The sequence below is a fragment of the bacterium genome (assembly GCA_021372535.1).
GTDB lineage: Bacteria > Latescibacterota > Latescibacteria > Latescibacterales > Latescibacteraceae > JAFGMP01.
In genome coordinates, this window is the sequence record JAJFUH010000179.1 from 23,601 (window position 1) to 46,139 (window position 22,539).

Genomic DNA, 22,539 nt, shown 5'->3' on the forward strand with positions numbered 1-22,539 from the left:
CCCAATATGATAAAAACAAAACCAGTATCCTTTTTGGAAAAATATTTCATTATCATGATGTTCGAGAGCCATAATTATTATTAATATATCAAAATCATTGAGTTACTGTCAAGTCTTTTAACAAATTATATTTATACAGGATTTTTCCCCTCCGATACACACATACGGTCACCGTAGATGAATGATGCGAGCTCACTGTTTCTTTTCAGTTCTATTCCCGGTCTCATCGTCAGCAAAAAAACACGATTCATTGAACATTTTTTTAATCAGTATCATAAAAGCCGTAAACGCGCCAAGAACGACAAATGCCTGAATCAGCGCAAGATACGCTTCCAGCGTTCCCCCGGTTCTTACTATGATGGCGGAAAAACCGAGGATGATGTTAACGGCATACATGATATAAACTGCGCTGCTCTTGTTGATTCTCAAATCGTGAAGCCGATGATGAAAATGGTCTTTTGCCGCATAATCGAGCCATTGCCTGACTGTTTTGACACTTCCTTCCCTGATCCGGAAATAGGTGGTCATGGAAATGTCAAAAATCGGCAGACTCAGAATAAGGACGGGAACGGCGAGCGCAACAAACCTGTTTTCGGCCCAGTCACCCATGATTGCAAACGAAGCCAGGGTAAAGCCGATGAAAACGCTTCCGGCGTCCCCCATAAATATCTTTGCCGATCTTCGCGGGCGTAAATTCCATGGAAGAAAACCCATACAGCTTCCTGTAAGCGAGAATGCCAGAAACATGAGGAAATACTGTTTTGTCAAAAACGCAAGAAGTCCGAAGAAAAATGCGGCAATAGCGCCGAAACCCGCGCAGAGGCCATCGATTCCATCGAGAAAATTGACGGCATTGGTAAGGCCGATAACCCACAACAGGGTCAAAATTTTATCGAGGATATGAAACCGTGTCAAATCGGGGGCAAAATCGATTTCAAGCCCATGGAAAAAAAGAATGATTACGGCGAATAACTGCACAATAAGCCGCACGATACTCGACAGACCGACGATATCGTCAATCAGCCCCAGGAGAAAAATGAGAGTGGCGGCGTACACCACCCCTTTAAGCTCATAAGAATACCACATCATGGCAATAGCGCCGGTGGAAAAAGCGAGATAAATCGCGACTCCCCCGAGAAGCGGAGTATCGTCTTTATGGACTTTGCGCTCATTCGGCCGGTCTACTATGCCGAAACGCCAGGCGATTTCACAAACAACCGGTGTTAAAAGGTACGAAATGCAGAAAGAAAGAACTATCAGGAGCATTCCCCTGATGCGGAAAGTGATCAAAGACTTTTGAAGAACTATAATATAAATGGAAAACAAGCCCAGCAGAGCCGTAAAAAGATACCTGAACCGGAAAATATCCGCTTTACACCGAGTACTGATAAGATTCATAAGGGTCGCTCATTTTTTAATTAGAATATATCCGTAATAAGGAACAGATATGGGATTTTCATTCCACCGTCCACCGACCCACGAACCCTTTCCCTCATTAATGAGGCAAGGGAATATGCGGCATGAAACACTTTCCCTGTCTCCGTAAGAGAGGAAGGTGACCCGACCTGCCGCACTGCACATATCGCGCTGTCGCTCTGACTCATCGGCGCGGAAGAGCCGAAAGGGATCAACTTAAAAATGGGTGTGAATCCTTATTTATGGATAAGTTTAAAGCTGAGAAAAAAGCATATGTTGATAAATGCAAAAGAATCTGTAAAACTCCAGCCCATAAAGAGCTCGAAGAAAATGGGTTACATATCTGAAATGCATGTGTCAATTCGACTCGGAAACGGGCGGATAGGTCTCATCCGATATAACTTTTATTGCCTCAGTGATGGCATATTCCTCATCAACCGTAGCGGTATCATACATACCCTTGAGATATGGGACCGCTTTTGCGTATCCGATTTTCTGAAGGCTGGCAATCGCTTCCAGCCTGACATGCTTGTTTGTATCTTTGAGCGCATCGATGAGAAGGTCACCGGCAACAGTCGTATCGGGGTAACCTCCACCGAGCGCCTGCACAGTGACATACCGGACGAGATCGTTTCTGTCGGTCAACGGTGTTGCAAGATCGGCAGCACGGACTCCCGATTCCTTGACATTCCGGAAATTATAATGAGATGCAACGGCGGCCGCGCGTACACTGTCCGCGGGATCCCTGAACATTGCATAGATGTACTGGGACGCGGGCGGATAATGATAGAGGGCGCCGATAGCAGTTATTGCGCTGTGACGGACGGCGGAAGAAGAATCGGAGAGTTCCTTTACGAGAAACGGCAAAGCGGATTCATGCCCAATACTGCCGAGCGACCAGCATACCCGTGCCCTGAACTCGGAATTGGGATTCCCGAGCATATTTCCGAGGGGCATGACAGCGGTGGTATCCGACATGCTTCCGAGAATCTGCGCTGCGATAAACGCCACCCGCATATCCTTGTCGTTCAACACTTGAATCAATTTCTGTACTGTCTCGCTGTTTCCCCTTCTCCCCATAAGAGTTACGCCGGCTTTTTGTCTGACACGGGAACTGCTGCTCCGAAGGTCCTGAATCAAATCATCCGTCGACTTCGAACATCCCCACACCAGCAGTACCAGCACAACAGATATGCTCATTTTTCTGATCATGATGTATCACCCTGCACCTTTTAAAATATTTCATCCGTGTTTATTATTATCGATCACCTTACCGACACCGGCGATGCTTTATACACCCTCGCCTATGTACATTCATGTGCCGGGTCTTTCAGGCATATCGCCATTCTCCGGCCCATCTCCCGCGCATTCCGAACGGCATCGGGCTTATCGGTGATGATTTCGTTCCTGTCGACCCGGGAAACCAGAAAGCTTTTCATCATTTCGAGACCGAGCGCATCGAAAAAATACGTCATCGTATCCTCGATACCCCTGAAAAGCGGGACACCTCCCGGACCGGCGGATGCTCCTCCGCACGATACCAGCAATCCCAGGCGCCGCCGGCTGCCGAACAAATCCATGCCAAGATGATATTTCGCAGACCAGAATACCTGACACCGGTCAATAAAAGCCTTACCTCTGGCAGGCACATTCATAAAATAGAGCGGGGAAGCAAAAACGATCCCGTCGCACGATATTAGCGGTTCGATAAGATGCTGAAATTCATCCCCGATCGGACACCGAAACTCCCGGTCGCAGACACCGCATCCCTTACAGGGCACAAACTTCATTTCATGTAAACGATATTTCCCTACAGACACTCCCTCGGCGACAAGTCCTGAAACGACCGAATCGAGTAATCTTTCCGAATTCCCGCCATAACGGGGACTCGTGGAAAAAGCAAGAATATGCATGACCCCTCGCGGATTTTCGGTGCAGATTCATTCATAGAGTGTCCACGTATGTAATATATAATTATTTTTTTAAAAAATGTTTTAAATTTATGAATTTTTTCACGGATCACCATTTATCACAATAAAATAGGTAAGCATTTACTTATAAATATATTTTTATGTTTTTTACTGAAAGTTTAAAATAAAATGAACGGATAAATCCTTATTATCGTCACAGTATAATAAAGAATATAATATTCTCTTTTTTCCGAACGCCGCTTTTACAAAACGGCGGCTGTTCCGGAACTGCGCCGTTCCGAATGAGAGTGTTATTTATCATCATATTCTTCAGGTACAAAAACAGTTCAGCCGGAAAGGAAAACCAATGAACTATAGAAAATCGTCCATAATCTCATTTATGTTGATATTGTGTATACTCGCAGTCGTACTGAACGCTTCGTGCATCAAAAGGCCATTCGGCAAACCACCCGGAGAATCGATCGGCTCCTGCAGGGGTGACATGAGGCTGGCTGACGGCGGCAGAACACGGTTTGTGTTCGACCTGTTCAAACAACCCAATGAAGAGTTCACGCTCTATGTCAGTTTTCCCGGAAAATGGGTACGATATGAGCCTGTCAAGGATATTTCCTTTGAAAACGGCGTATTGCGCATAGAAACAGCAAACAAAAAAGCTTACGAAGGTGAAATTATCGGCGGCAGTTTGAAAATAAAAGGGTCATGGGGTAAATACTCCGGCACTTTGTCTTTCGAGCTCGATGAATGATTGGAATCCTGATTAACAGAAAAATTCATTAACGATTTCACCACGGAGACACGGAGTAAAGCACAATTTTATTCTGAACCCCCATTTTCATCTTTCGTTATTATAAAAACATTTCATCACAAGACACAAAGAGATATAACGGATTATTTATTCAATCGTCATCGTTCATTTTTAAAATGACTACCCGGAATTTGAATTTAACACAGCGGTACGATGCAGGTTTTGTGAGCTCATAATTATAATATGGCAGTGTCAGTCACCATATAAAAAACAGAGGTAATCCATGTTTGGTTTGGGTCTTTTTGAAATGATGCTTCCGATGGTTTTTGCTGTCGCAGGATTACTTGCCCTGCTGTATCTGCTTTCTTGTGCAGCCCGGCTTGTCAAAGCCGTAGAAAGAATTGTACAGATTCTCGAGAGTAAACATCAAACCTGATTTGCATTACAGTAACCGGTACTGTTGACGCCACGGTATATGTCAAATGCACTCCGTCTATTCGATACCGTACTGTTTCATCTTGTTGAACAGCGTTTTTCTGCTGATTTTCAATGCCTCGGCCGATACTGTCCGGTTATTGTCATACTGTCTCAGGGTTTTAAGGATAAGTTCCTTTTCGAGCTTCATACAGAGTTGCCGTACATACTCTTCAAGGCCAGCATCACGATCGGCAGTGTCCTGAACGTTTTCGGGGAAACCGCTTACCCGGAGAGGCAGATGCCCGGTATCGATGATACCGTCCCTGGCAAGGATCATCGCGCTCTGGATCGCATTTTCAAGGTCTCTGACATTCCCCGGCCAGTCATAGGAATTAAGGGCATCGACAGCGGCCATTGAAATCGTTTTAACGTAAAGCCCCATGAGCCTGTTGTGTTTCTCGATAAAATGCTCGACGAGGAGCGGAATATCGCTCTTTCGTGAGCGCAGGGGCGGAACGGTAACCGTAAAAACGTTCAGGCGGTAAAGAAGGTCGAGCCGGAAATTCCCATGATCGACTTCCTCGGCAAGTTTTTTATTCGTTGCGGCGATAATTCGAACGTCAACAGAAATCGATTCCCTTCCACCAAGACGGGTGATTGTGCGTTCTTCGAGCACCCGCAGCAGTTTGACCTGGGCGTTCTGGGGTAGTTCTCAGATCTCGTCGAGAAGATGGGTGCCGCCGTGTGCCAGCTCAAACGTTCCGATTTTCCGTTCGCGCGCATCGGTGAAAGCCCCTTTTTCGTGCCCGAAAATTTCGCTTTCAATGAGATTTACCGGAATGGCGCCGCAATTTATGGAGATGAGAGGTTTGTCCTTCCGCCTGCTGTTGAAATGGAGGGCTTTGGCGACGAGTTCTTTCCCCGTTCCGCTCTCCCCCTGGATGAGCACGGTTGCGTTGGTATCGCATACACGGTACATCTGTTCGAACAACTGCTGTATCTGCGGGCTGACCCCGATGATTGTTTCAAAACGGTATTTGTCCTGGAGCTGTTTCCGGAGCGCCGAGATTTCGAATGTCAGGCGGTTATGCTCAAGCGCACGGCGTATCACGATGAGCAGTTCTTCATTATCAAACGGTTTGGTGAGATAATCGTATGCACCCTTTTTCATCGCTTCCACAGCCTGCGGAATGGAGCCGTACGCGGTAAGGAAAATTATGGTCCTGTCAGGCGTTCTCTCTTTTATGCGGCACATGGTTTCGATTCCATCGATTCCGGGCATATTCTGATCCATCAGGATGAGCTCGGGATCAAAAGCCTTCAGACAATCGAGTGCATCTTCCCCGCTCTCCGCGGTCTGAACCGTATATCCCTCGTCAGTCAGAATCTGCGTTAGAATGAAACGAATCTTTTTTTCATCATCAACCACGAGTATCTTCTGCGCCATCTTTTTTCCCTGCCGTATGGTGGTGATTATGTGCCGTTTTGAAAATGGGGAGCATGATCGAGACGGTTGTGCCGTGATTTTTCGGATAATCGCTCATTGTCCTGCTTTCGATTTCAATTTCACCGCCATGCTGCTGAATGATACCGTAGGAAATAGAAAGTCCAAGCCCGGTTCCGTCCTTCTTGGTGGTAAAAAAGGGATCGAAAATATGCTCGATATGTTCCGGCGGTATTCCGACCCCCGTATCTCTGAACATGATATAAAACGATTCCCGGGGAGTACCCGAGAAACTGTTGGTCTTTTTCAGATCAACGGAAATTGAAAGAAATCCGCCCTCATCCATGGCCTGCAAAGCATTCATGATGATATTGAGAAATACCTGTTTGAGCTGCGAGGTATCGGCGTTTACCGTTTTCTCCGGTGCATTGAAGTTATAACCGACCGTGATATTCCTTTTCTTTGCGGTCGTGGCGACAAGGCTCAATGTCTGTTCGAGGAGATAATCGAGATTGACATTTTCCGTCTGCGGCGTGCTCGGTTTGGAAAAGGAAAGGAGTCCCTCGATTATTTCATTGATACGATCGACCTCCTCGATAAGGCTGTCCAGGAGAACGCGTTTGTTGTCGTCCCGGAAATCTTTCTGAAGGTACTGGATGGTGCTGCGGATGGATGTGAGTGGATTACGGATTTCGTGAGCGGCGCCCGCTGCAAGCTGACCGGCAGTGGCCAGCCTGTCGGCGCGGTACATTTTCTTGAGACGGGTTTTCTGCTGGTGGTAAAGGAACGCATTTTCGAAGGCAAACGATGCCTGACCGAGAAGGGTGTCAAGCAATTCGATTTCCTCGGGAGAATAATCGCTGTCATCCGACTTCGACCCAATACACACAAGCCCTGTGATACGGTTCATGACCATAAGCGGGGAAATCAGAGTGACCTTCAATTCGGATAAAATCCCCTGTTCATGTTCATTGAAATATGAGAAAACCGCCGGTTTTTCCGATATGAGAAGGTGGGTTTCATTGATGGTGAACCACCGGACAAGCGGCTCATCGGAGGAGAAATAAAGGCTGCTCCTTTTTATGATATCGAGTCCGCGCGTTTCGGCAAGCTCGAAACGGTTCAGGTCGGGATTGAGAAGGAAAATCTGAATCGAGTCGACACGAATACATTCGCGGATTTTCGAAATAACATTGTCCTTGAGCTGTTCGAGATCGATGATGAGTGTCAGGGACTTGCTGAACTCGGTAAACGCCTGACGGAAATCATCCTTTTTGCGACGAAGCGGTAACCCAAGCATAAAAAAGTGCTCCTTTCATCCTCCTATTCTAATCAAACAGAACAATTTTTACAAGTATTATGAGAAATTTACAGGGATTACCTGTATTTAAACGGATTATTCACGAAAATATTTCACCACAAAGACACAAAGGAACAAAAAGATATAATAGAAATGAACTACCCCGCAGCAAGCTGCGAGGTATCAAATACTTAAACTCACCCCTCAGCCCCCCTCTATCAGGCAATAGAGGAGGAAGACTGTCATGATCTTATTTTGGCCCCTTCTCTAAAGGTTAGAGAGGAGAATCAAAGGGGTGAGTTGGGAAAGGTGGGATAGAACAAATACCTTTTACCCCGGAGCAGAACTCCGAGGAATTCTTTTGATTGAAATGTTTCTATAACTTATTAAACTGAATAATCGGAATTTTTTTATTTCATCGTGATTTCGTTTTTTTACACAGCACGAATCAAATATTTGCGATCAGTATGTAAAAAATACTTGTAAAAAAACTTTCAGAAAGTAATATTTGCATATAAACAATAATGAGAATGATAACTACTCATTTAATTATTACAGGTATTCCCGAATAAGGTGTAACCGCACGGCAACTTTTTCTGTTTACCGTGGTATCCTTAAATATAATAATAACTTAACAGAAATATGAGGTGATATCGATATGCCGAAGGACGAGGTGTTCAAGAATAATCTGGACAAGATAGAAGATTTTACCTTCAATAACAACGTAGCGAGTGTATTCAACGATATGGTGTCACGGTCTGTTCCGTTTTATCATGAGATACAGAGAATGATAACAGAGATTGCGGCTGATTTTGTCGAAAACGGCAAATGTGTGTATGATCTGGGATGCTCCACAGGAACAACACTGCTCAGCCTCAACAAAATACTCAAACCATCGATAAAATTCGTAGGCATTGACAATTCACCTGACATGCTCGACAAATGCAGGGCGAATTTTATCGAGGCGAAAATGGAAAGAGAGTATATCCTCAAATTGGGCGATCTCAACCAGGATATAACGATAGAAAACGCCTCGGTGGTTATCATGTGCCTCACCCTGCAGTTTGTCCGGCCGATGTACCGTGAGAAACTGATAAAATCCATCTGCGCACAACTCAAGGATTATGGCTGCCTCATCCTGGTGGAAAAGGTTCTTGGCGAGGACTCGATGTTCAACCGGCTGTTCATTAAATATTATTACGAGATGAAACGAAGGAACCATTACAGCGAGATGGAAATCTCCCAAAAACGTGAAGCGCTGGAAAATGTCCTCATTCCCTATAAATTGCTCGAAAACAGGGAGCTTCTCCTCAATAGCGGATTCAGATATGTCGATACGTTTTTCAAATGGTATAACTTTTCAGGGATGGTAGCGGTAAAATGATGGTAGCCATCGGAAACTTTTTCTTCCATTACAGGAACACGATCGCGCCGGTCTTCTTTATTGTTCTTTTCATCCCCGCGGCGGGGATGTTCGGCTCATATTCTACCGCAGCTTCCCTCGGTCTGGCCCTCGCCCTTACCGGGCAGGCAATCCGTGTGGCAACCATCGGCCTGGTCTATATCATCCGCGGCGGAAGCAAAAAACGTATTTTTGCCAAAGGTCTGGTGACTACCGGTATATTCGGCCATTGCAGGAATCCGCTCTATATGGGCAATATCCTGATCATGACAGGGCTTTTTATCATGGCCGATACCGTGCTGGCTCTCATTGCGGTCCCGGTTGTCATATTCTTCTATCAGGCCATCGTCATGGCGGAGGAAGAATACCTGCGGGTGCAGTATCCCGAAGAGTATACGGAATTCGAGCGAAAATCGAACCGCTGGATTCCCCGCCTGAAGGGGCTCGGGGAAACGTTCAGATCGATGACGTTCAACTGGAGACGGGTCATTCTCAAGGAATACAACACCACATTCATCTGGATGCTCGGCGCGGTGATTGTTTTCATGCAGAACATCCATGGGATCGATAAAGCGCTTTTCAGCCGTCTTCTTCCAGCGGCGATTACCGCGGGCGTCTTCCTGCTCGTCATGTACCTGGGCGTCATGTACCTCAAGAAAACGAAGCGGCTCCGGGATTAAGACTGAATGGGCAACCACAGGGGGATTGCCCCTACATTTCGAACAATTATGTCGCTTTGTATCTTTGTAAAAAAATCTTCATGAGTAATCCTCATGGCACACAATTGTCACAACGATAGACGAAAAATATACAGGCTGCATATGGATTCCCGATTGAAGTTCCGGGAATGACGGCACTACAGGGACTCCATGCATCAGACCGGGGCTTCAGCACCGGAAACCATAGATGTATTTTCAGATAAATCCGGATTAAAATGCCGGCTGAAACAACTTCAGCCGGCTTTTTTTATCGGGATACCCGGTTGTGATTCCCCTCCCCTTACAAACGAAAAGAGATTGTTTCTTCCAACGTTTCTTCACGTTATCCCGTCTAAATCTATAAACAGGTCAGATTTTGAGACAAAATTCCGTGTTTTTGTAACCTTTTCAGTAAAAGCCTGTTTTGTAAGTAGTAAGTATCGGACAAACTCAACGGATGAGAAAGGAATACAGGATGAAAACAATGCAATATCTTTTCATAGATGGCGGCCCTGTGATGTATTTGTGCATCTCCGGCGGGTAATTCCCCATCGGACGGTAGCATTGCACACAACGCAACCGGGCGGATATTCAGAATCTCTGCTCTTCAGTCCTCAAATATAATAAATACAGTGTAATATGTGTATTAGCCGATTTGTCTGTACAATCAGGAAAGGATATCTTTATGCCGAAACAAACACATAAGAGCACTATTAATGATCGCGGTTTTAATGTGAGCATATCAGCGTTTTTGCTGACCTTCCTCTGCTGTTCCCTTCTGTCGCTGCCTGTACGGGCTGCTGTCACGTACCGTGTTCCGAAAGTCGATTCGACAGTTCATGTCGACGGTATACTCGACGATGCCGTCTGGACCAATGCTGTAAAGATCGATGCCAATATCGAAGTGAGGCCGGGCGAGAACATACCAGCTCCGGTGAAGATGGAGGTTCTGCTTGCATATAACGAGTCACATGTATTCGTCGCGTTCAAGGCCTACGATCCCGATCCATCTCAAATTCGCGCACACATAACCGACCGTGACAATATCTGGGACGACGACTGGGTTTTAATACTCTTCGACACATTCAACGACCAGCGGAGATCCTATGATTTTTTCTGCAACCCATATGGCATACAGGCGGATGAAATCGAGACGTCCGACGGCGGCGGCGGATCGTGGGACGCGATATGGGATTCCGCAGGCCGTATCACCGATGAAGGCTACATAGTGGAAATGGCCATCCCCTTCAGGGCCCTTAATTTCCAGCCGGGCGACGAAGACCAGATATGGAGTTTCGACGCAGTTCGCAGCTATCCCAGAACCGTACGCCATCATATCGGTGCGTTTCCCCGTGACAGGAACAACAACTGTTACCTGTGCCAGGCCGAGAAGCTTACAGGCTTCTCCGGTGTCAAGCCCGGCAGGAATATCGATATTGCAACGACATTTTCGACCGGTGGAGCTACCGAACGCGATGAACTGGATGGCGGCGGATACGGCCCCATGAAGGAAACGGACCGTCGGATCGATCCCGGCATTACAGCCCGCTGGGGTGTGACACCCAACATCAACATCAGTTTTACCGCGAATCCGGACTTTTCTCAGGTGGAAGCGGACGCGGCTCAGATGGACATCAATACGCGCTTCCCTCTCTACTATTCCGAGAAGCGACCGTTTTTCATCGATAACGTCGATATTTTCAACACAGGCGACAGACTCGTCCACACGCGAACACTTGCCGATCCCGACTGGGGTCTTCGGCTTACCGGCAAAGAGGGGAAAAACACTTTCGGCCTCTTCACCGTGCGCGACAGCTATACACCCCTGGTATTTTCCGGGACAGACGGAGCGGACAATACCACCCTGTCGATGCAGAGTACGGGTACGGTACTGCGGTACAAACGCGATGTGGGAAAATCCTCTTATCTGGGTATTCTGGCAACCGACCGTGAAAGCGAGGCATATCATAACCGTCTGGGGGGATTCGACGCCAGGTTTAAATTCACACCCAAAAATCAGTTCAACGCACAGTATTTCTGTACAAACACCCGGTATCCCGATGAAACATCCTCGGAATTCGATCAGAAATCAGGTGATTTCGGGGGGTTCCTGTATAATATCGAGCTCGTACGATATACCGATAAATACTCGGTCTATGGGTTGACGAAAGCGATCAGCCCCGGTTTTCGCAGCGATCTCGGATTCATAACACAGACAGGATACCGGTATAACGAAATCGGCTGCCAGTATATGTGGAGAAACGGCCCCGAACATTGGTATAACTGGCTGAGCATATATACCGGATATGACCTGATGCATGACTGGAACAACAATCCGCTTTTCAGAAGAGTCATGGGGAATTTCAACTACAACGGTCCTCTCCAGTCCTGGTTCGGCATGGAGGGACGACATGATGATGAACGATACAACAATACCGATTTCAGAATGAACTCATTCGATGTATGGGGTGGACTGCGACCGGTCAGCTCGCTGCAACTGAGTTTCAACTGCAGGGCCGGAGATGGAATCGACTACGATAATACACGCGCGGGCACGGTACTCAACTCCAGCCAGTGGGCTACATTCTATATCGGCCGCCGACTCTCCTTCAATCTCGGAAATACGGTTCAAAAACTCGATGTCCCACAGGGCCGTCTTTTCACTGCCAATGTCGGCAATTTCAAGACCATGTATAATTTCACAAGCCGTATGTTTCTCCGTGTCAATCTCCAGTACACCGATTACCGTCGGAATACCAGTCTTTATAACGACAGCGACGTGGAATCGAGAACCAGAAAACTCGCCAGCCAGATATTGATTGCATATAAAATCAATCCGCAGACCATGTTCTTTCTCGGATACTCCGACAATTACAATACGAACAATTTCAGGGACTCGCGCGGCGAACCCGACAACAGCGTTATCCAGACGAACCGGGCGGTGTTCACAAAAATCGGCTACTCCCTGCAGATGTGATGATAGATGAGAATCCGGCGAAATCAGAAACGCGATGGACAAAACAAAATACAAAGGAAATAAGACAATGATACGGTTCATAAGATTCTCGTTTGTGATGGTGGTTCTGTCAGCATGTATGGTGGCGAATGGATTTACGGAAAGCAAGAGTTTCCAGTACCGGTTGAATGTGCGGATCGATCCTGCACAGCATCAGGTCAAAGCGGAGGTCTGGATCGACAATCCCCCGGAAACACGTTTCTATCTGCAGCCGGGCTTTACCATACGGCAGATACTGGCCGAGGGGGTGGAAATTCCTTTCCATAAGGATTCCTCCCCGGATTCGTCGCTGTTAAGGTTTGCAGGCGTTCATTACCGTATCGACACAAAGAACATCGGTCAGTTGTACATGAGGTATGACGGGGCGATACCGGAAATTATCAACGGAGTCAACATGATTACTCCGGAACTTGTCGAACTGGCATTGTATTCGGTATGGTATCCGCTTTTCGAGGGAATGCGGAACTTTACCTTCGAGATGAAAATCGATTTGCCCAAAGGATTCCTCACCATAACGAACGGTGTTTTGAAAAAAGAGCGCACGGCGGAAGACCGTACCATCACCACATGGGAATCCTTCAAACCGGGATTTGACATGGCACTGCTGGCTTCACCGATACTGAAAAAAATCGGGATCAGGGGACGGGATGCCCGGATAGAAATGTATTACCATGACCTGCCGGAACAATGGGTGAAGGCACATTTGGACAGCCTGGCCGCGGGAATGGATTATTTAAACCGCATATACGGTTCTCCCCAGGTAAAGGGAGTATTACGATTCATATATTCTCCCCGAGGAGGATGGGGGTATGCACGGATTCCGATATTCGTGGTATCCGAGAACTATATCCGGGAAGAAATGAAGAAAGAGTTTGGGGAAGCAAGGGCTTTCCACGGCATGTGTCACGAAATGTCCCATTTCTGGTGGACACTGGCGAATACCGGCTCCCCCGACGACTGGATCAATGAAGGACTGGCGGAATTTTCCGCATACCGTCTCTCCGAGAGACGATTCGGCAAGACGTTCGGAGACGTTCTCATTCAGGAGTACAGCGAACATGCAGCAAACAGCCAAACTCCCGATTGCATCGCCGAGACCGAAAGCTCCTCTTCCGACCGGTATCGTAACCGGTATGAAAAAACCACGCTGATGTTCATCGAGGCGCGGGACCGTTTCGGAGAAGCGTCGCTGAACCGCCTGCTGAAGCATCTCCATACCCGGTTCGCCGGGACGTACGATGCCACAACCGACCGTTTTCTGGAAGAAGCGGAAAAACAGATGGGAAGCGAAGCACAGGAGTTTTTCCGTGAATACCTTTATCGTACATGGGAAGTGAAACCTCTCTCCAAATGACAGGGTTTTCTACTTCCAGTCAGCATCCTCTATACTTCATGGTGTATATGTTTCTTTTCAGTTCATTTCGATGAGAGCACGATCGGGAACCATGAGTATCACTCCTTATGGGGGAGACATCCGTACAAGTCATTCCGATGTCTCCCCCACCTTTCAGTTGAATCAACAGTACGAATACCAATACCGTGGATTTCCGAATGAATCGTGTGTAACTGCGTTCACAGGGAATGTGTAACCCGTTACTCAAATGTACGGCTGTCGTTACCAGAAACGAAACGCGGCTGCGACAATGCTATGCCATAATTACTTGTAATATAATATGTTGTGTTCGCATGTCGACAGGCGGTTTTTATTTGGCATACATGTTGCATTTCTTATAAAAAAAACGAAAATGAAGTCATAACAGATACATTTTTTTGTGGGAGATACGGTATGAAATGGTTGAGCACATTAAAAATTTACGCACTGTTTTTTCCATTTATATTCCTGTTGAATCAGCATCCTGCCGCTGCACAGCAGTCATGGGTATTGACGTATGAAGACGCGATTGCCATCGCGCTCGAAAAGAGTTTTACGGTCAAATCCTATGAAGCCCGTAAAGAGGCGATGCAGCATTCCTACCAGTATTACAAGGCCGTTTTCAAGCCTCTTGTCGATTTCAGCATATTCGCTCCCTCCCTGAGCGAGAGCGTATCACCCATCCAGCGCACCGACGGGTTGCCGGTTTACAATTCCAACGGTATTCTGCAGATGGGCGGAACACTCAAGTTCACCTACATGCTTCCTTCGGGCGGGAACTTCGCGCTTACATCCCAGATGTACCGCGAAAACCTGAAGACTGTTCTCGCCCTCAGAGACTACGAGAAAATGAAGACCGACCAGGCGTACAGCAGCCTCAGCCTCAGCTTCGATCAGCCGATTTTCACCACCAATACGCTCCGTGAAAATCTCAAAGAGGCCGAATACTACTACGAGAAATCCTCGAGCGAGTTCACCCGTCGCCAGCTCGACATCATCTATGATGTCACGAACAGTTTCTATTCACTCTACCGGGCGGTACGCGAGGTCGAGATAGCCAGCGAAAAACTGAGAAACTCCGAGGAGGCGTATCGAATCGCGAAGTTAAAGGGTGAAAAGGGGAAAATCCCGGAAGGCGATGTGCTCATTGCCGAAATCGAGATGAGCCAGAACAGGGCCAATCTTTCCGAAGCCGAAAGCGGACGCGAACGGAATGCGGACATGCTCAAGCAGCTCATAGGGCTCAATCAGGAGGACACTGTCACCATTGTGACCGACCTCAAGTATAAAACATTCGAAGTCGAACTGAACAAGGCTATCGAGGAAGCCCAGAAAAACAGGCTCGAACTCTATGAATCGGAGCTCGATGTCAAACTGCAGAACATCGAGATCGACCGCGCCGAACGTGAGCAGGAATTCAAAGGCAGCATTTCGGCCTACTACGATGTGACCGGAGTCAGCACGACGGGAAGCGGCACGACACGGTCGCTGTTCGAATCGTCGTTCGATAATTTTGTCGACCGTCCCCCCAACCGCGGAATCACGCTGACATTTTCATACCCGGTTTTCGACTGGGGACGCGGCGATGCGAAAGTCCGTAAAGCACAGGTAACCCTGAAGGAAAGGCAGCTCAGTCAGGAAAACACGCGTGAAACCATCGTCCGCGAGGTCAAGGATACGGTACGGAAAGTCAATGAAGCGAAGAGCCGCCTGAGCATCTACGAGAATTATCAGGATGTGGCCAAGCGGAGCTACGATATCAGCCGCATGAGGTTCGAGAACGGCGACATTACGAGCCAGGAGCTCGCCCGTGAACAGGAACGGCTCGCCGAAGTACAGCTCAACTATCTCGATGCATTCATCACATACGAACTCGCGCTGGCGGACCTCAAGCGCCAGACCCTCTGGGATTTTGAAAACAATCGTACATATCTCATCAATAGACAGGAACAGGGGAAATAAGCATGAAAACACGGATCAGAAACGGCGTTTGTATTCTGGTATGGGTATGCTGCATGGTATTTGGTTTTCCGCGCATGTCTGACGGTCAGACCGACCAGGCATCGCTCCTTCTCGATCTGAAAAAGGCGCGGGCGGCATACGAAATCGCCAAACAGAAATTCGAAAACGATAAAGTGCTTTACGAAAACAAGGCTATCTCCGAGGATGAGTTCACCAAGTCGAAAAACGAGGTTCTCAGCAGCGAAGTCGATTATCAGAAGCTCATTCTCAGGGTTATCGCGCAGCAGTCGTATGTCATCGTGGAAAAAGCGGTCAAATATCAGACGCACACGGGTGAGCGGCGCATACGGCTTTCCCTCCAGAGCACCATGGAGGGCAACCAGGAATATCTTCAGCAGTTCCAGGAGCACTTCGATGTTTTCACTCCCGAAATGCGGTCGAACAAGATATACAACATCTTTGTATCCCTGCTGAATCTTCAGGACAACACCATTATCGGGGCGCCGTATGAAAAACGTGTCCCCGTTCTCGAACTGGGCAGTTCGACCACGGTCGATTTCGGCCTCCTCCGCGATGTCGAGAGCCTCAAGGTGAGCCTCAATTACGGCGGCAGGCACGACGACAAGAACATATACCTCGAAAAGGATGCGAGCGCCAACATCGTCGACATCAACTCAGTCCAGTTCTCACAGGAGGCGGATATCGGCTCGCAGGCGACGTTCGACCTCAACCTTGAGCGTTTCTCCGACACCGACGATGTGTATTCGCTCATGACGGTCAACCTGCCCCGCCAGGTCTCCAATGAATTCATCGATTCCGACACGAACGCCCGTCTCTCCCAGATCAAATTCACCCAGGGAGTCAACACGAAAAAGCTCGCGCTCAAGGTCTATCTCCCCGACCGTGACGACGAGGATGTGGTCATCGACAGGCCGCTCGTCTTCTACGCGCTCGTTTTGTCCCGTGACGAGTACGCCGCGCTGGAAGACAAACGAGGTACAATTTTCGACCAGAAGGACATCGATGAGATACAGGCGGGCAAGGTGCGCCTTGAACTGATCCCACGCGGTGTCGGCAGGATCGAAGTCCGCGTCCCCTCGCTTTATCACGAGATCACGGTTGGCGACAGCCTCGATATGGACATAACCGTACGGAACGACGGTACCCGCAGGCTCGACAATATCAAGATAACGACCGACAATCCGCTCAACTGGCGCTCATTGATTACACCCGACCTTGTCCGGTCGCTCGATCCCGAAAAGGAAGAAATCGTCCACGTGACCTTTGTCCCGCCCTCCGATGTCGGTGTGGGGGCGCAGGAGCTGAAAATCAAGACGGAAGCGCTCGCCGACAACCGACGTGTCCAGACGGAGGACAAGACCGTCCGCATCATGGTGGAAGCGAAAACCCCGATCCTCATGACAGCGCTGCTCATCATGCTGCTCATCGGACTTGTACTCGGAATCGTGATATTCGGAATCAAGATCAGCAGAAGGTAGAAAGACAGGCAAAAGGCACAAGGCAGAAGGCATAAGGGAAAAGAGACAAAGAAAAAAACGATTGCAGTAAGTACAATCCATGATGAACAGCAATTGTGACTGTGAAAAGGAAAGCGCCATCATGTTCATGACTCTCTGTTTTAAGGAAATCCGGGAGTCGGTATCTAATCCAACCGTGCAAGGCAGGATACCATGATAAGGCACATAGCTTTGAAGGAAATCCTTAACAACCTCTACAGTTTCAAATTCATAGTTGTGACGCTGCTCATGGTGGTTACGATGATCATGAGCCTGTTCATCATGTATAACGACTACCAACTCCGCATGGAAAACTATGAAATACTGAGGCCGTCTTCGAAGGAGCCTGTCGCCATCGTCCCGCCGACGCCGCTTTCGATTTTCGTGCGGGGGCTCGACGAGACTATCGGACGGTCGTACCTGGTGCGGTTCGCGGGTCAGATCGAGGTGGGAAGCGGACAGCAGGCGGTCAACATCGTGTTCAGGCTGTTCACCAGCCCCGACTGGATGTACATCGTGAAAGTCATCATGTCGCTCTGCGCCCTCCTGTTTTCGTTCAACATGGTGAACGGGGAGAAAGAGGCTAAAACCTTAGGGCTCGTACTGTCGAACAGCATCAGCCGGCCCACGCTCATCATCGGTAAGTGGATTGGCGGCTTCGCGAGTTTCATCGTTCCCTTCATACTGATTTTTCTCTCCGGCGCACTGGTAATCCTCATCTCTCCCCATGTGCATTTTGCTGGTGAACAGTGGGTGAAGCTGTTGCTGTTTTTTGTCAGCTCGGTGGTCTATCTGGCGTTCTTTTACTCGCTCGGGCTCTTTCTGTCAAGCGTCACGCACTCACAGGCATCAGCCATCGTTCTTGCGCTCTTTCTCTGGGCGCTCACTGTTTTTGTCGTCCCCAACCTCGGCAATACACTGGCGCGGCAGTTCGTAAAAATCCAGTCCGTCCAGCAGCTCGAGCTGATCCGAAACCGTACCTGGATCAAGGCAGTTTTCGAAGCTATAACGGCACGAAGACGGGGAGACAAATCGGCCAGCTTCGATAATGCAATGAGATCCATCAACAACGAAAACGACAAGCTGATCGCAGATTACCGGACCCGTTTCAACACGCTCGTTGCGCTCTCGAAAAACATTACGCGGATATCGCCGGCAGCGGCGTTCACCTATCTTTCCACCGATGTTGCGGGTACGGGTATCATCGAGGAGCAGCGGGTTAAAGACGCTGTAATACAATACAAGGACATGGTGTGGAACAAGCCGACCGACTCGGATGGCAATGTTGTCGGAGATTTTCCTCCGTTCTCCTATCAACGCCGGTCACTGGAAGATATATTGGCAAAGGAGGGATTTGCCAATCTGCTTGTGCTCACCCTGTTCGCCCTGCTTTCATTCACCGCGGCGTATGTCGTGTTCCTGCGGTACGATGTCCGATAGCGTTTGAGTAACAGCCCAATAAGGAGAATGAGACCATGAAGAGAATAATTGCCAGGGAGTTTCTGAACAACCTCCTCAACCTGAGATTCAGTATCGGGCTGCTGCTCTCCGTTCTGCTCACCATCGTGTGCGTGCTGATTCTGACGCACCAGTTCCAGATGGAGATGGACGATCACAGCACCAGGGTGGCTATCCAGGATGATTTTCTCAATAACTATGCCCACACAAACCGCCTGGGTGGGATGATCCAGCCGCAAAAACCGCCCGAGCAGTTCCGTCCGTTCATTATCGGAATCCAGCGCGATGCCGATCTCAACTCGTACGAGGACAATCCGCTCCCGGTGCTGTTTCCCCATATCGATTTCCTGTTCATCGTCACCATAATCATGAGCCTCATGGCAATCCTGTTTTCGTACGATGCGATCACCGGGGAGCGTGAACAGGGAACGCTGCGGATGCTCACTGCCGGATCTATATCACGGGCATCTATCCTTATCGGCAAGTGGATCGGCGGTCTGGCGAGTCTCGGTATTCCGCTCATGGTTTCTCTCCTGATCGGCGCAATCTACGTGACAGTCCATCCACTCGTGCACTGGGATGAATCGGCATGGCTGTCCTTCTGTCTTGTATTCCTGGCATCGGTCATGTACATTTCGTTGTTCTACCTCCTCGGGCTGCTTGTATCGGGCTTCTCACGGTTTTCTTCGACATCGATTCTCACTTCGCTCTTTCTCTGGGTTTTACTGATACTGGTCATACCGAATCTCGCTCCATATGTCGTAGCGCAGATATACCGTATACCATCGGTGAACAAGATCGAACGTGAGGCAAGGATAATCACCGGCATAGACCGTGACAACCTCGGCAACGAGTTGTCGAAGAAGGTCGCTCAGCAATTCGAAGCGGAGTACGGTGCGCGGTTTACCGAGTACAAGGCGATGCCGTCCGACGCAATCCGTCAGCGCGTGGCGGCCGATCCCGCTTTTAAAAACATGCACGAAGCATACCGTAAGGCAGACAGTGCCGCATGGGACGAGGCAAACCGGATTCAAGGCGAAAAGGCGAGTGTTCTCAGACAGGAGCTCGACAGAAAATCACAAAATCAGATGCTCCTGGCGGGACTGGTCGCCTGCCTGTCCCCGTACACTGATTTCCTCTATGTCGCCACCGATCTGACCGGCACCGGTTTCAGGAGTCTGACGTATTTCAGCGATGTACAGAGCCAGTATTACAAATCCTACTATGATTATCAGGAGAAAAAAGTCGCGGAAGCAAAAAAGAACGATCCGACATTCGACAGCAATACCTTTCTCGATATCAGCGACCGTCCCCGGTTCAGATTCACCGAAGAGCCGCTCATCGGCCGCCTGAAGTGGACGCTGCCGTTCTGGGGCGTGCTCGTGTTGTTCAACATCGTATTGTTTGTCGGAGCGTATGTGAAGTTCATCAGGTACGATGTGAGATGAAGGCAGTAAAGACAGGCACAAGGCATAAGGCAAAAGGCACAAGTGAAAAGAACAGTAAATACACGCAGGTGACACCATGTTTTCCACACTCTTTTTGAAAGAAATCCGTGAATCCATTATGGCGCACTGGTTTTATATGGTGACCCTGATCTGTCTTATTCTGATTCCTTTCAGTCTGTATATCGGGACACTGAATTACCGGCAAAGCATGATCGATTACCGAGAATCGATTCGTCTGTACCACGATAAAACAGATGGCTGGGTAGATGTCGACAGCAATGTAGAAGGGTTCAGACCCCCTTCGCCACTCAGCATTTTCGATGGAGGCATTCAGAATGATATCCCGTCGAAAGTTATTGCTTCCCCCGATGGTGTGGTACGAATGATCGATGAACCGGGAGTCCGAAATCCGAACGGCAGCCTTTTCGGATCGTTTGATTACCGTTTTATGGTGAGTGTGATACTATCACTTCTTTCACTCATCTTTACGTTCAATGCCATCACCGGCGAAAAAGAGTCCGGCACGTTCAGGCTGATCATGTCGAATCCCGTACCCCGCTGGGTAATGCTCTCAGGGAAGCTGATCGGACGCTATATCCTGTTTGTTATTCCGTTTACGATAGCGCTTATCGCCGGAGTGATCCTCATATTTGTAACGGACAGTTCTATCATAATGCAATCCGAATTTCTGCCGAACATCGTTGCAATAATGCTTATATCGTATCTCTTCATCTTTGCGATTTTTTCTCTCGGAATCATGCTTTCCACGCTGACACACCATTCCATGATGACTGTTTTTGTGAGCTTGTTTGTCTGGATATTCATCGTTTTCGGGATACCGAAGCTCAGCCCCATGCTCGCACAAATCATGTATCCGGTCAGATCGCCACAGATTGTCAACACTGAAAAACAGCTTGTCAGACGCACTATTGAAAAAGAGCTCAATGAACGCCGCAGTCAACTCTTTGAAACTACGATGAGGTCATTCGGTATTGACGACTGGGAAAAGGTATACCGTGATCACAACGATAACGGGCCGCAGATCGATCACGAAGCATTTCGCGAATACGACGCGAAAGCATCCGCACTCGTCACCGAATATCGTGAACGAATTGTGGATGCATATGCATCGATCGACCGGAAATACACGAACGAATTAAACCGTCAATCGGCATTCGCTCAGTGCCTGGCGCGATTGTCACCGGTCAGCTGTTACTCATTTCTCGTGTCCGACCTTTCCGGAACGGGTCTTGAAGCATTGATTTCTTTCAGAACAGCAGCCCGCGCATTTCAAAATCGACTCGATAATGAATTATACAGGAAGAACGTTATAAATGTATACGGTCGTCATGACGGCCCTCATATTACCTCAATCAAGGGTGGACGTATTCGCGTCCCGGAGCTGATCCAGTTCGGGTATGTAAAAGCCGGCGATGTTATTCAGACTGACCGAATCGATTTTCTGCTCCTGATACTGTATGCGATTCTCTTCTTCACTGTGGCATTCGTGAAATTCATCCGATACGATGTAAGATGAAGGCGGTAAAGACAGGCACAAGGCAGAAAAAAGCAGGCAAAAGGCAGAAGGCAGAAGTGAAAAAACAATAACAAATACAATATGATGAAAAACATTTAAAGAAACCTTAAAAACGGAGGTATTACCATGTTACAGGCAATCGATCTGACGAAACGGTATGAGGACGGGCTTCTCGCGCTCGACCACATGAGCCTCGATGTCAAGGAAAGCGAAATCTTCTGTCTTTTGGGCGCGAACGGCGCCGGAAAGACGACGACCATCAACCTGTTCCTCAACTTCATCGAGCCGACGAGCGGCACCGCGCTTATCAACGGCATCGATGTGACCAAAGACCCCCTCGAAGCAAAGAAGTATGTGTCCTATGTCTCCGAGAACGTCATGCTCTACGGCAACTTCACCGCCCGTCAGAACCTCGACTTTTTCGCCAAGCTTGGCGGGAAAAAGAACCTGACCAAGGAAGACTACCACATGTTCATGCGCAAGGTCGGGCTCAAGGAAGAAGCGTTCGAGATGCGGGTCAAGAACTTCTCGAAAGGTATGCGCCAGAAGCTCGGCATCACCATCGCCATCATCAAGGATGCACCGAACATCCTCCTCGACGAGCCGACATCGGGCCTCGACCCCAAGGCGGCTGCGGAGTTCATCAAGATTCTCGCCGGTCTCCGCGACCAGGGGAAATCGATTCTCATGAGCACGCACGACATCTTCCGCGCCAAAGAGATCGCCGACCGTGTCGGGATCATGAAGGAGGGACGGCTTGTCATGGTGCGTACGCGCGAGGAGTTCCTCGAAGAAGACCTCGAGAAAATCTACCTCGAATACATGCAGGAAGCTGTGGCATAAGGAGTATTTCAGGATATTCGGAATGTTCACGCT

The 22,539-nt window shown here is 48.5% G+C and carries 17 protein-coding genes and 1 pseudogene; 12 read left to right on the plus strand and 6 right to left on the minus strand.

All coding sequences use genetic code 11. The features are described 5' to 3' along the window. Positions 1-192: 192 nt before the first annotated feature. From LLG96_15750 to LLG96_15760, 3 genes are all read right to left on the minus strand, one after another. Positions 193-1,266 (minus strand): undecaprenyl/decaprenyl-phosphate alpha-N-acetylglucosaminyl 1-phosphate transferase, encoded by a 1,074-nt coding sequence (locus LLG96_15750; GenBank protein ID MCE5251662.1) that lies wholly within the window; start codon positions 1,264-1,266, stop codon positions 193-195. Positions 1,267-1,773: 507 nt separating this feature from the next. Next, on the minus strand, positions 1,774-2,628 hold the full coding sequence (locus LLG96_15755; GenBank protein ID MCE5251663.1) for a HEAT repeat domain-containing protein: 855 nt from the start codon (positions 2,626-2,628) through the stop codon (positions 1,774-1,776). A 92-nt stretch (positions 2,629-2,720) separates the two neighbouring features. Then, positions 2,721-3,329, minus strand: a complete 609-nt coding sequence (locus tag LLG96_15760) for a flavodoxin family protein (protein ID MCE5251664.1) — start codon at positions 3,327-3,329, stop codon at positions 2,721-2,723. A 364-nt stretch (positions 3,330-3,693) separates the two neighbouring features. Here LLG96_15760 and LLG96_15765 point away from each other — a divergent pair, with 364 nt between their 5' ends. Both LLG96_15765 and LLG96_15770 read left to right on the plus strand, forming a co-directional pair. Next, positions 3,694-4,092: a hypothetical protein gene (locus LLG96_15765; GenBank protein MCE5251665.1), complete on the plus strand. Its 399-nt coding sequence runs from the start codon at positions 3,694-3,696 to the stop codon at positions 4,090-4,092. A 283-nt stretch (positions 4,093-4,375) separates the two neighbouring features. Next, complete coding sequence (locus LLG96_15770; protein ID MCE5251666.1) at positions 4,376-4,528, plus strand: hypothetical protein; 153 nt, start codon at positions 4,376-4,378, stop codon at positions 4,526-4,528. Positions 4,529-4,585: 57 nt separating this feature from the next. On the opposite strand, the gene LLG96_15775 is transcribed toward LLG96_15770, so the two are convergent. The 3 genes and pseudogenes from LLG96_15775 to LLG96_15785 all read right to left on the minus strand — a co-directional run bounded on the left by LLG96_15775 (position 4,586) and on the right by LLG96_15785 (position 7,253). Continuing rightward, the gene (locus LLG96_15775; GenBank protein MCE5251667.1) at positions 4,586-4,846 is read right to left on the minus strand and encodes a hypothetical protein; all 261 of its coding nucleotides are present in this window, start codon (positions 4,844-4,846) and stop codon (positions 4,586-4,588) included. A 183-nt stretch (positions 4,847-5,029) separates the two neighbouring features. Beyond that, positions 5,030-5,956: pseudogene (locus tag LLG96_15780) on the minus strand (sigma-54 dependent transcriptional regulator). After that, positions 5,931-7,253: a histidine kinase gene (locus LLG96_15785; protein ID MCE5251668.1), complete on the minus strand. Its 1,323-nt coding sequence runs from the start codon at positions 7,251-7,253 to the stop codon at positions 5,931-5,933. The pseudogene LLG96_15780 and the gene LLG96_15785 overlap by 26 nt, the downstream one beginning before the upstream one ends. Before the next feature lie 658 nt (positions 7,254-7,911). Between LLG96_15785 and cmoA the strand changes: the two genes are divergently transcribed. From cmoA to LLG96_15835, 10 genes are all read left to right on the plus strand, one after another. Continuing rightward, the gene (gene cmoA, locus LLG96_15790; protein ID MCE5251669.1) at positions 7,912-8,637 is read left to right on the plus strand and encodes a carboxy-S-adenosyl-L-methionine synthase CmoA; all 726 of its coding nucleotides are present in this window, start codon (positions 7,912-7,914) and stop codon (positions 8,635-8,637) included. Then, positions 8,634-9,335 carry an isoprenylcysteine carboxylmethyltransferase family protein gene (locus tag LLG96_15795; protein ID MCE5251670.1) on the plus strand — a complete coding sequence of 234 codons (702 nt, stop codon included), beginning with the start codon at positions 8,634-8,636 and terminating at the stop codon, positions 9,333-9,335. The genes cmoA and LLG96_15795 overlap by 4 nt, the downstream gene beginning before the upstream one ends. Positions 9,336-10,038: 703 nt before the next feature. Next, on the plus strand, positions 10,039-12,330 hold the full coding sequence (locus LLG96_15800) for a carbohydrate binding family 9 domain-containing protein (protein MCE5251671.1): 2,292 nt from the start codon (positions 10,039-10,041) through the stop codon (positions 12,328-12,330). A 67-nt stretch (positions 12,331-12,397) separates the two neighbouring features. Continuing rightward, positions 12,398-13,723 carry a hypothetical protein gene (locus tag LLG96_15805; protein MCE5251672.1) on the plus strand — a complete coding sequence of 442 codons (1,326 nt, stop codon included), beginning with the start codon at positions 12,398-12,400 and terminating at the stop codon, positions 13,721-13,723. A gap of 432 nt (positions 13,724-14,155) precedes the next feature. Next, entirely contained in the window at positions 14,156-15,703 is a 1,548-nt protein-coding gene (locus LLG96_15810; protein ID MCE5251673.1) for a TolC family protein, read from the plus strand. Between the two features lie 2 nt (positions 15,704-15,705). Further along, complete coding sequence (locus tag LLG96_15815) at positions 15,706-17,202, plus strand: NEW3 domain-containing protein (protein MCE5251674.1); 1,497 nt, start codon at positions 15,706-15,708, stop codon at positions 17,200-17,202. Positions 17,203-17,394: 192 nt separating this feature from the next. Next, complete coding sequence (locus LLG96_15820) at positions 17,395-18,660, plus strand: ABC transporter permease (protein ID MCE5251675.1); 1,266 nt, start codon at positions 17,395-17,397, stop codon at positions 18,658-18,660. A gap of 35 nt (positions 18,661-18,695) precedes the next feature. Further along, positions 18,696-20,126: an ABC transporter permease gene (locus tag LLG96_15825; GenBank protein MCE5251676.1), complete on the plus strand. Its 1,431-nt coding sequence runs from the start codon at positions 18,696-18,698 to the stop codon at positions 20,124-20,126. Between the two features lie 76 nt (positions 20,127-20,202). After that, positions 20,203-21,663, plus strand: coding sequence for an ABC transporter permease subunit (locus LLG96_15830; protein MCE5251677.1), 1,461 nt, complete (start codon positions 20,203-20,205; stop codon positions 21,661-21,663). 126 nt (positions 21,664-21,789) lie between these two features. Next, positions 21,790-22,506 carry an ABC transporter ATP-binding protein gene (locus LLG96_15835; protein MCE5251678.1) on the plus strand — a complete coding sequence of 239 codons (717 nt, stop codon included), beginning with the start codon at positions 21,790-21,792 and terminating at the stop codon, positions 22,504-22,506. The last annotated feature ends 33 nt before the right edge of the window (positions 22,507-22,539 follow it).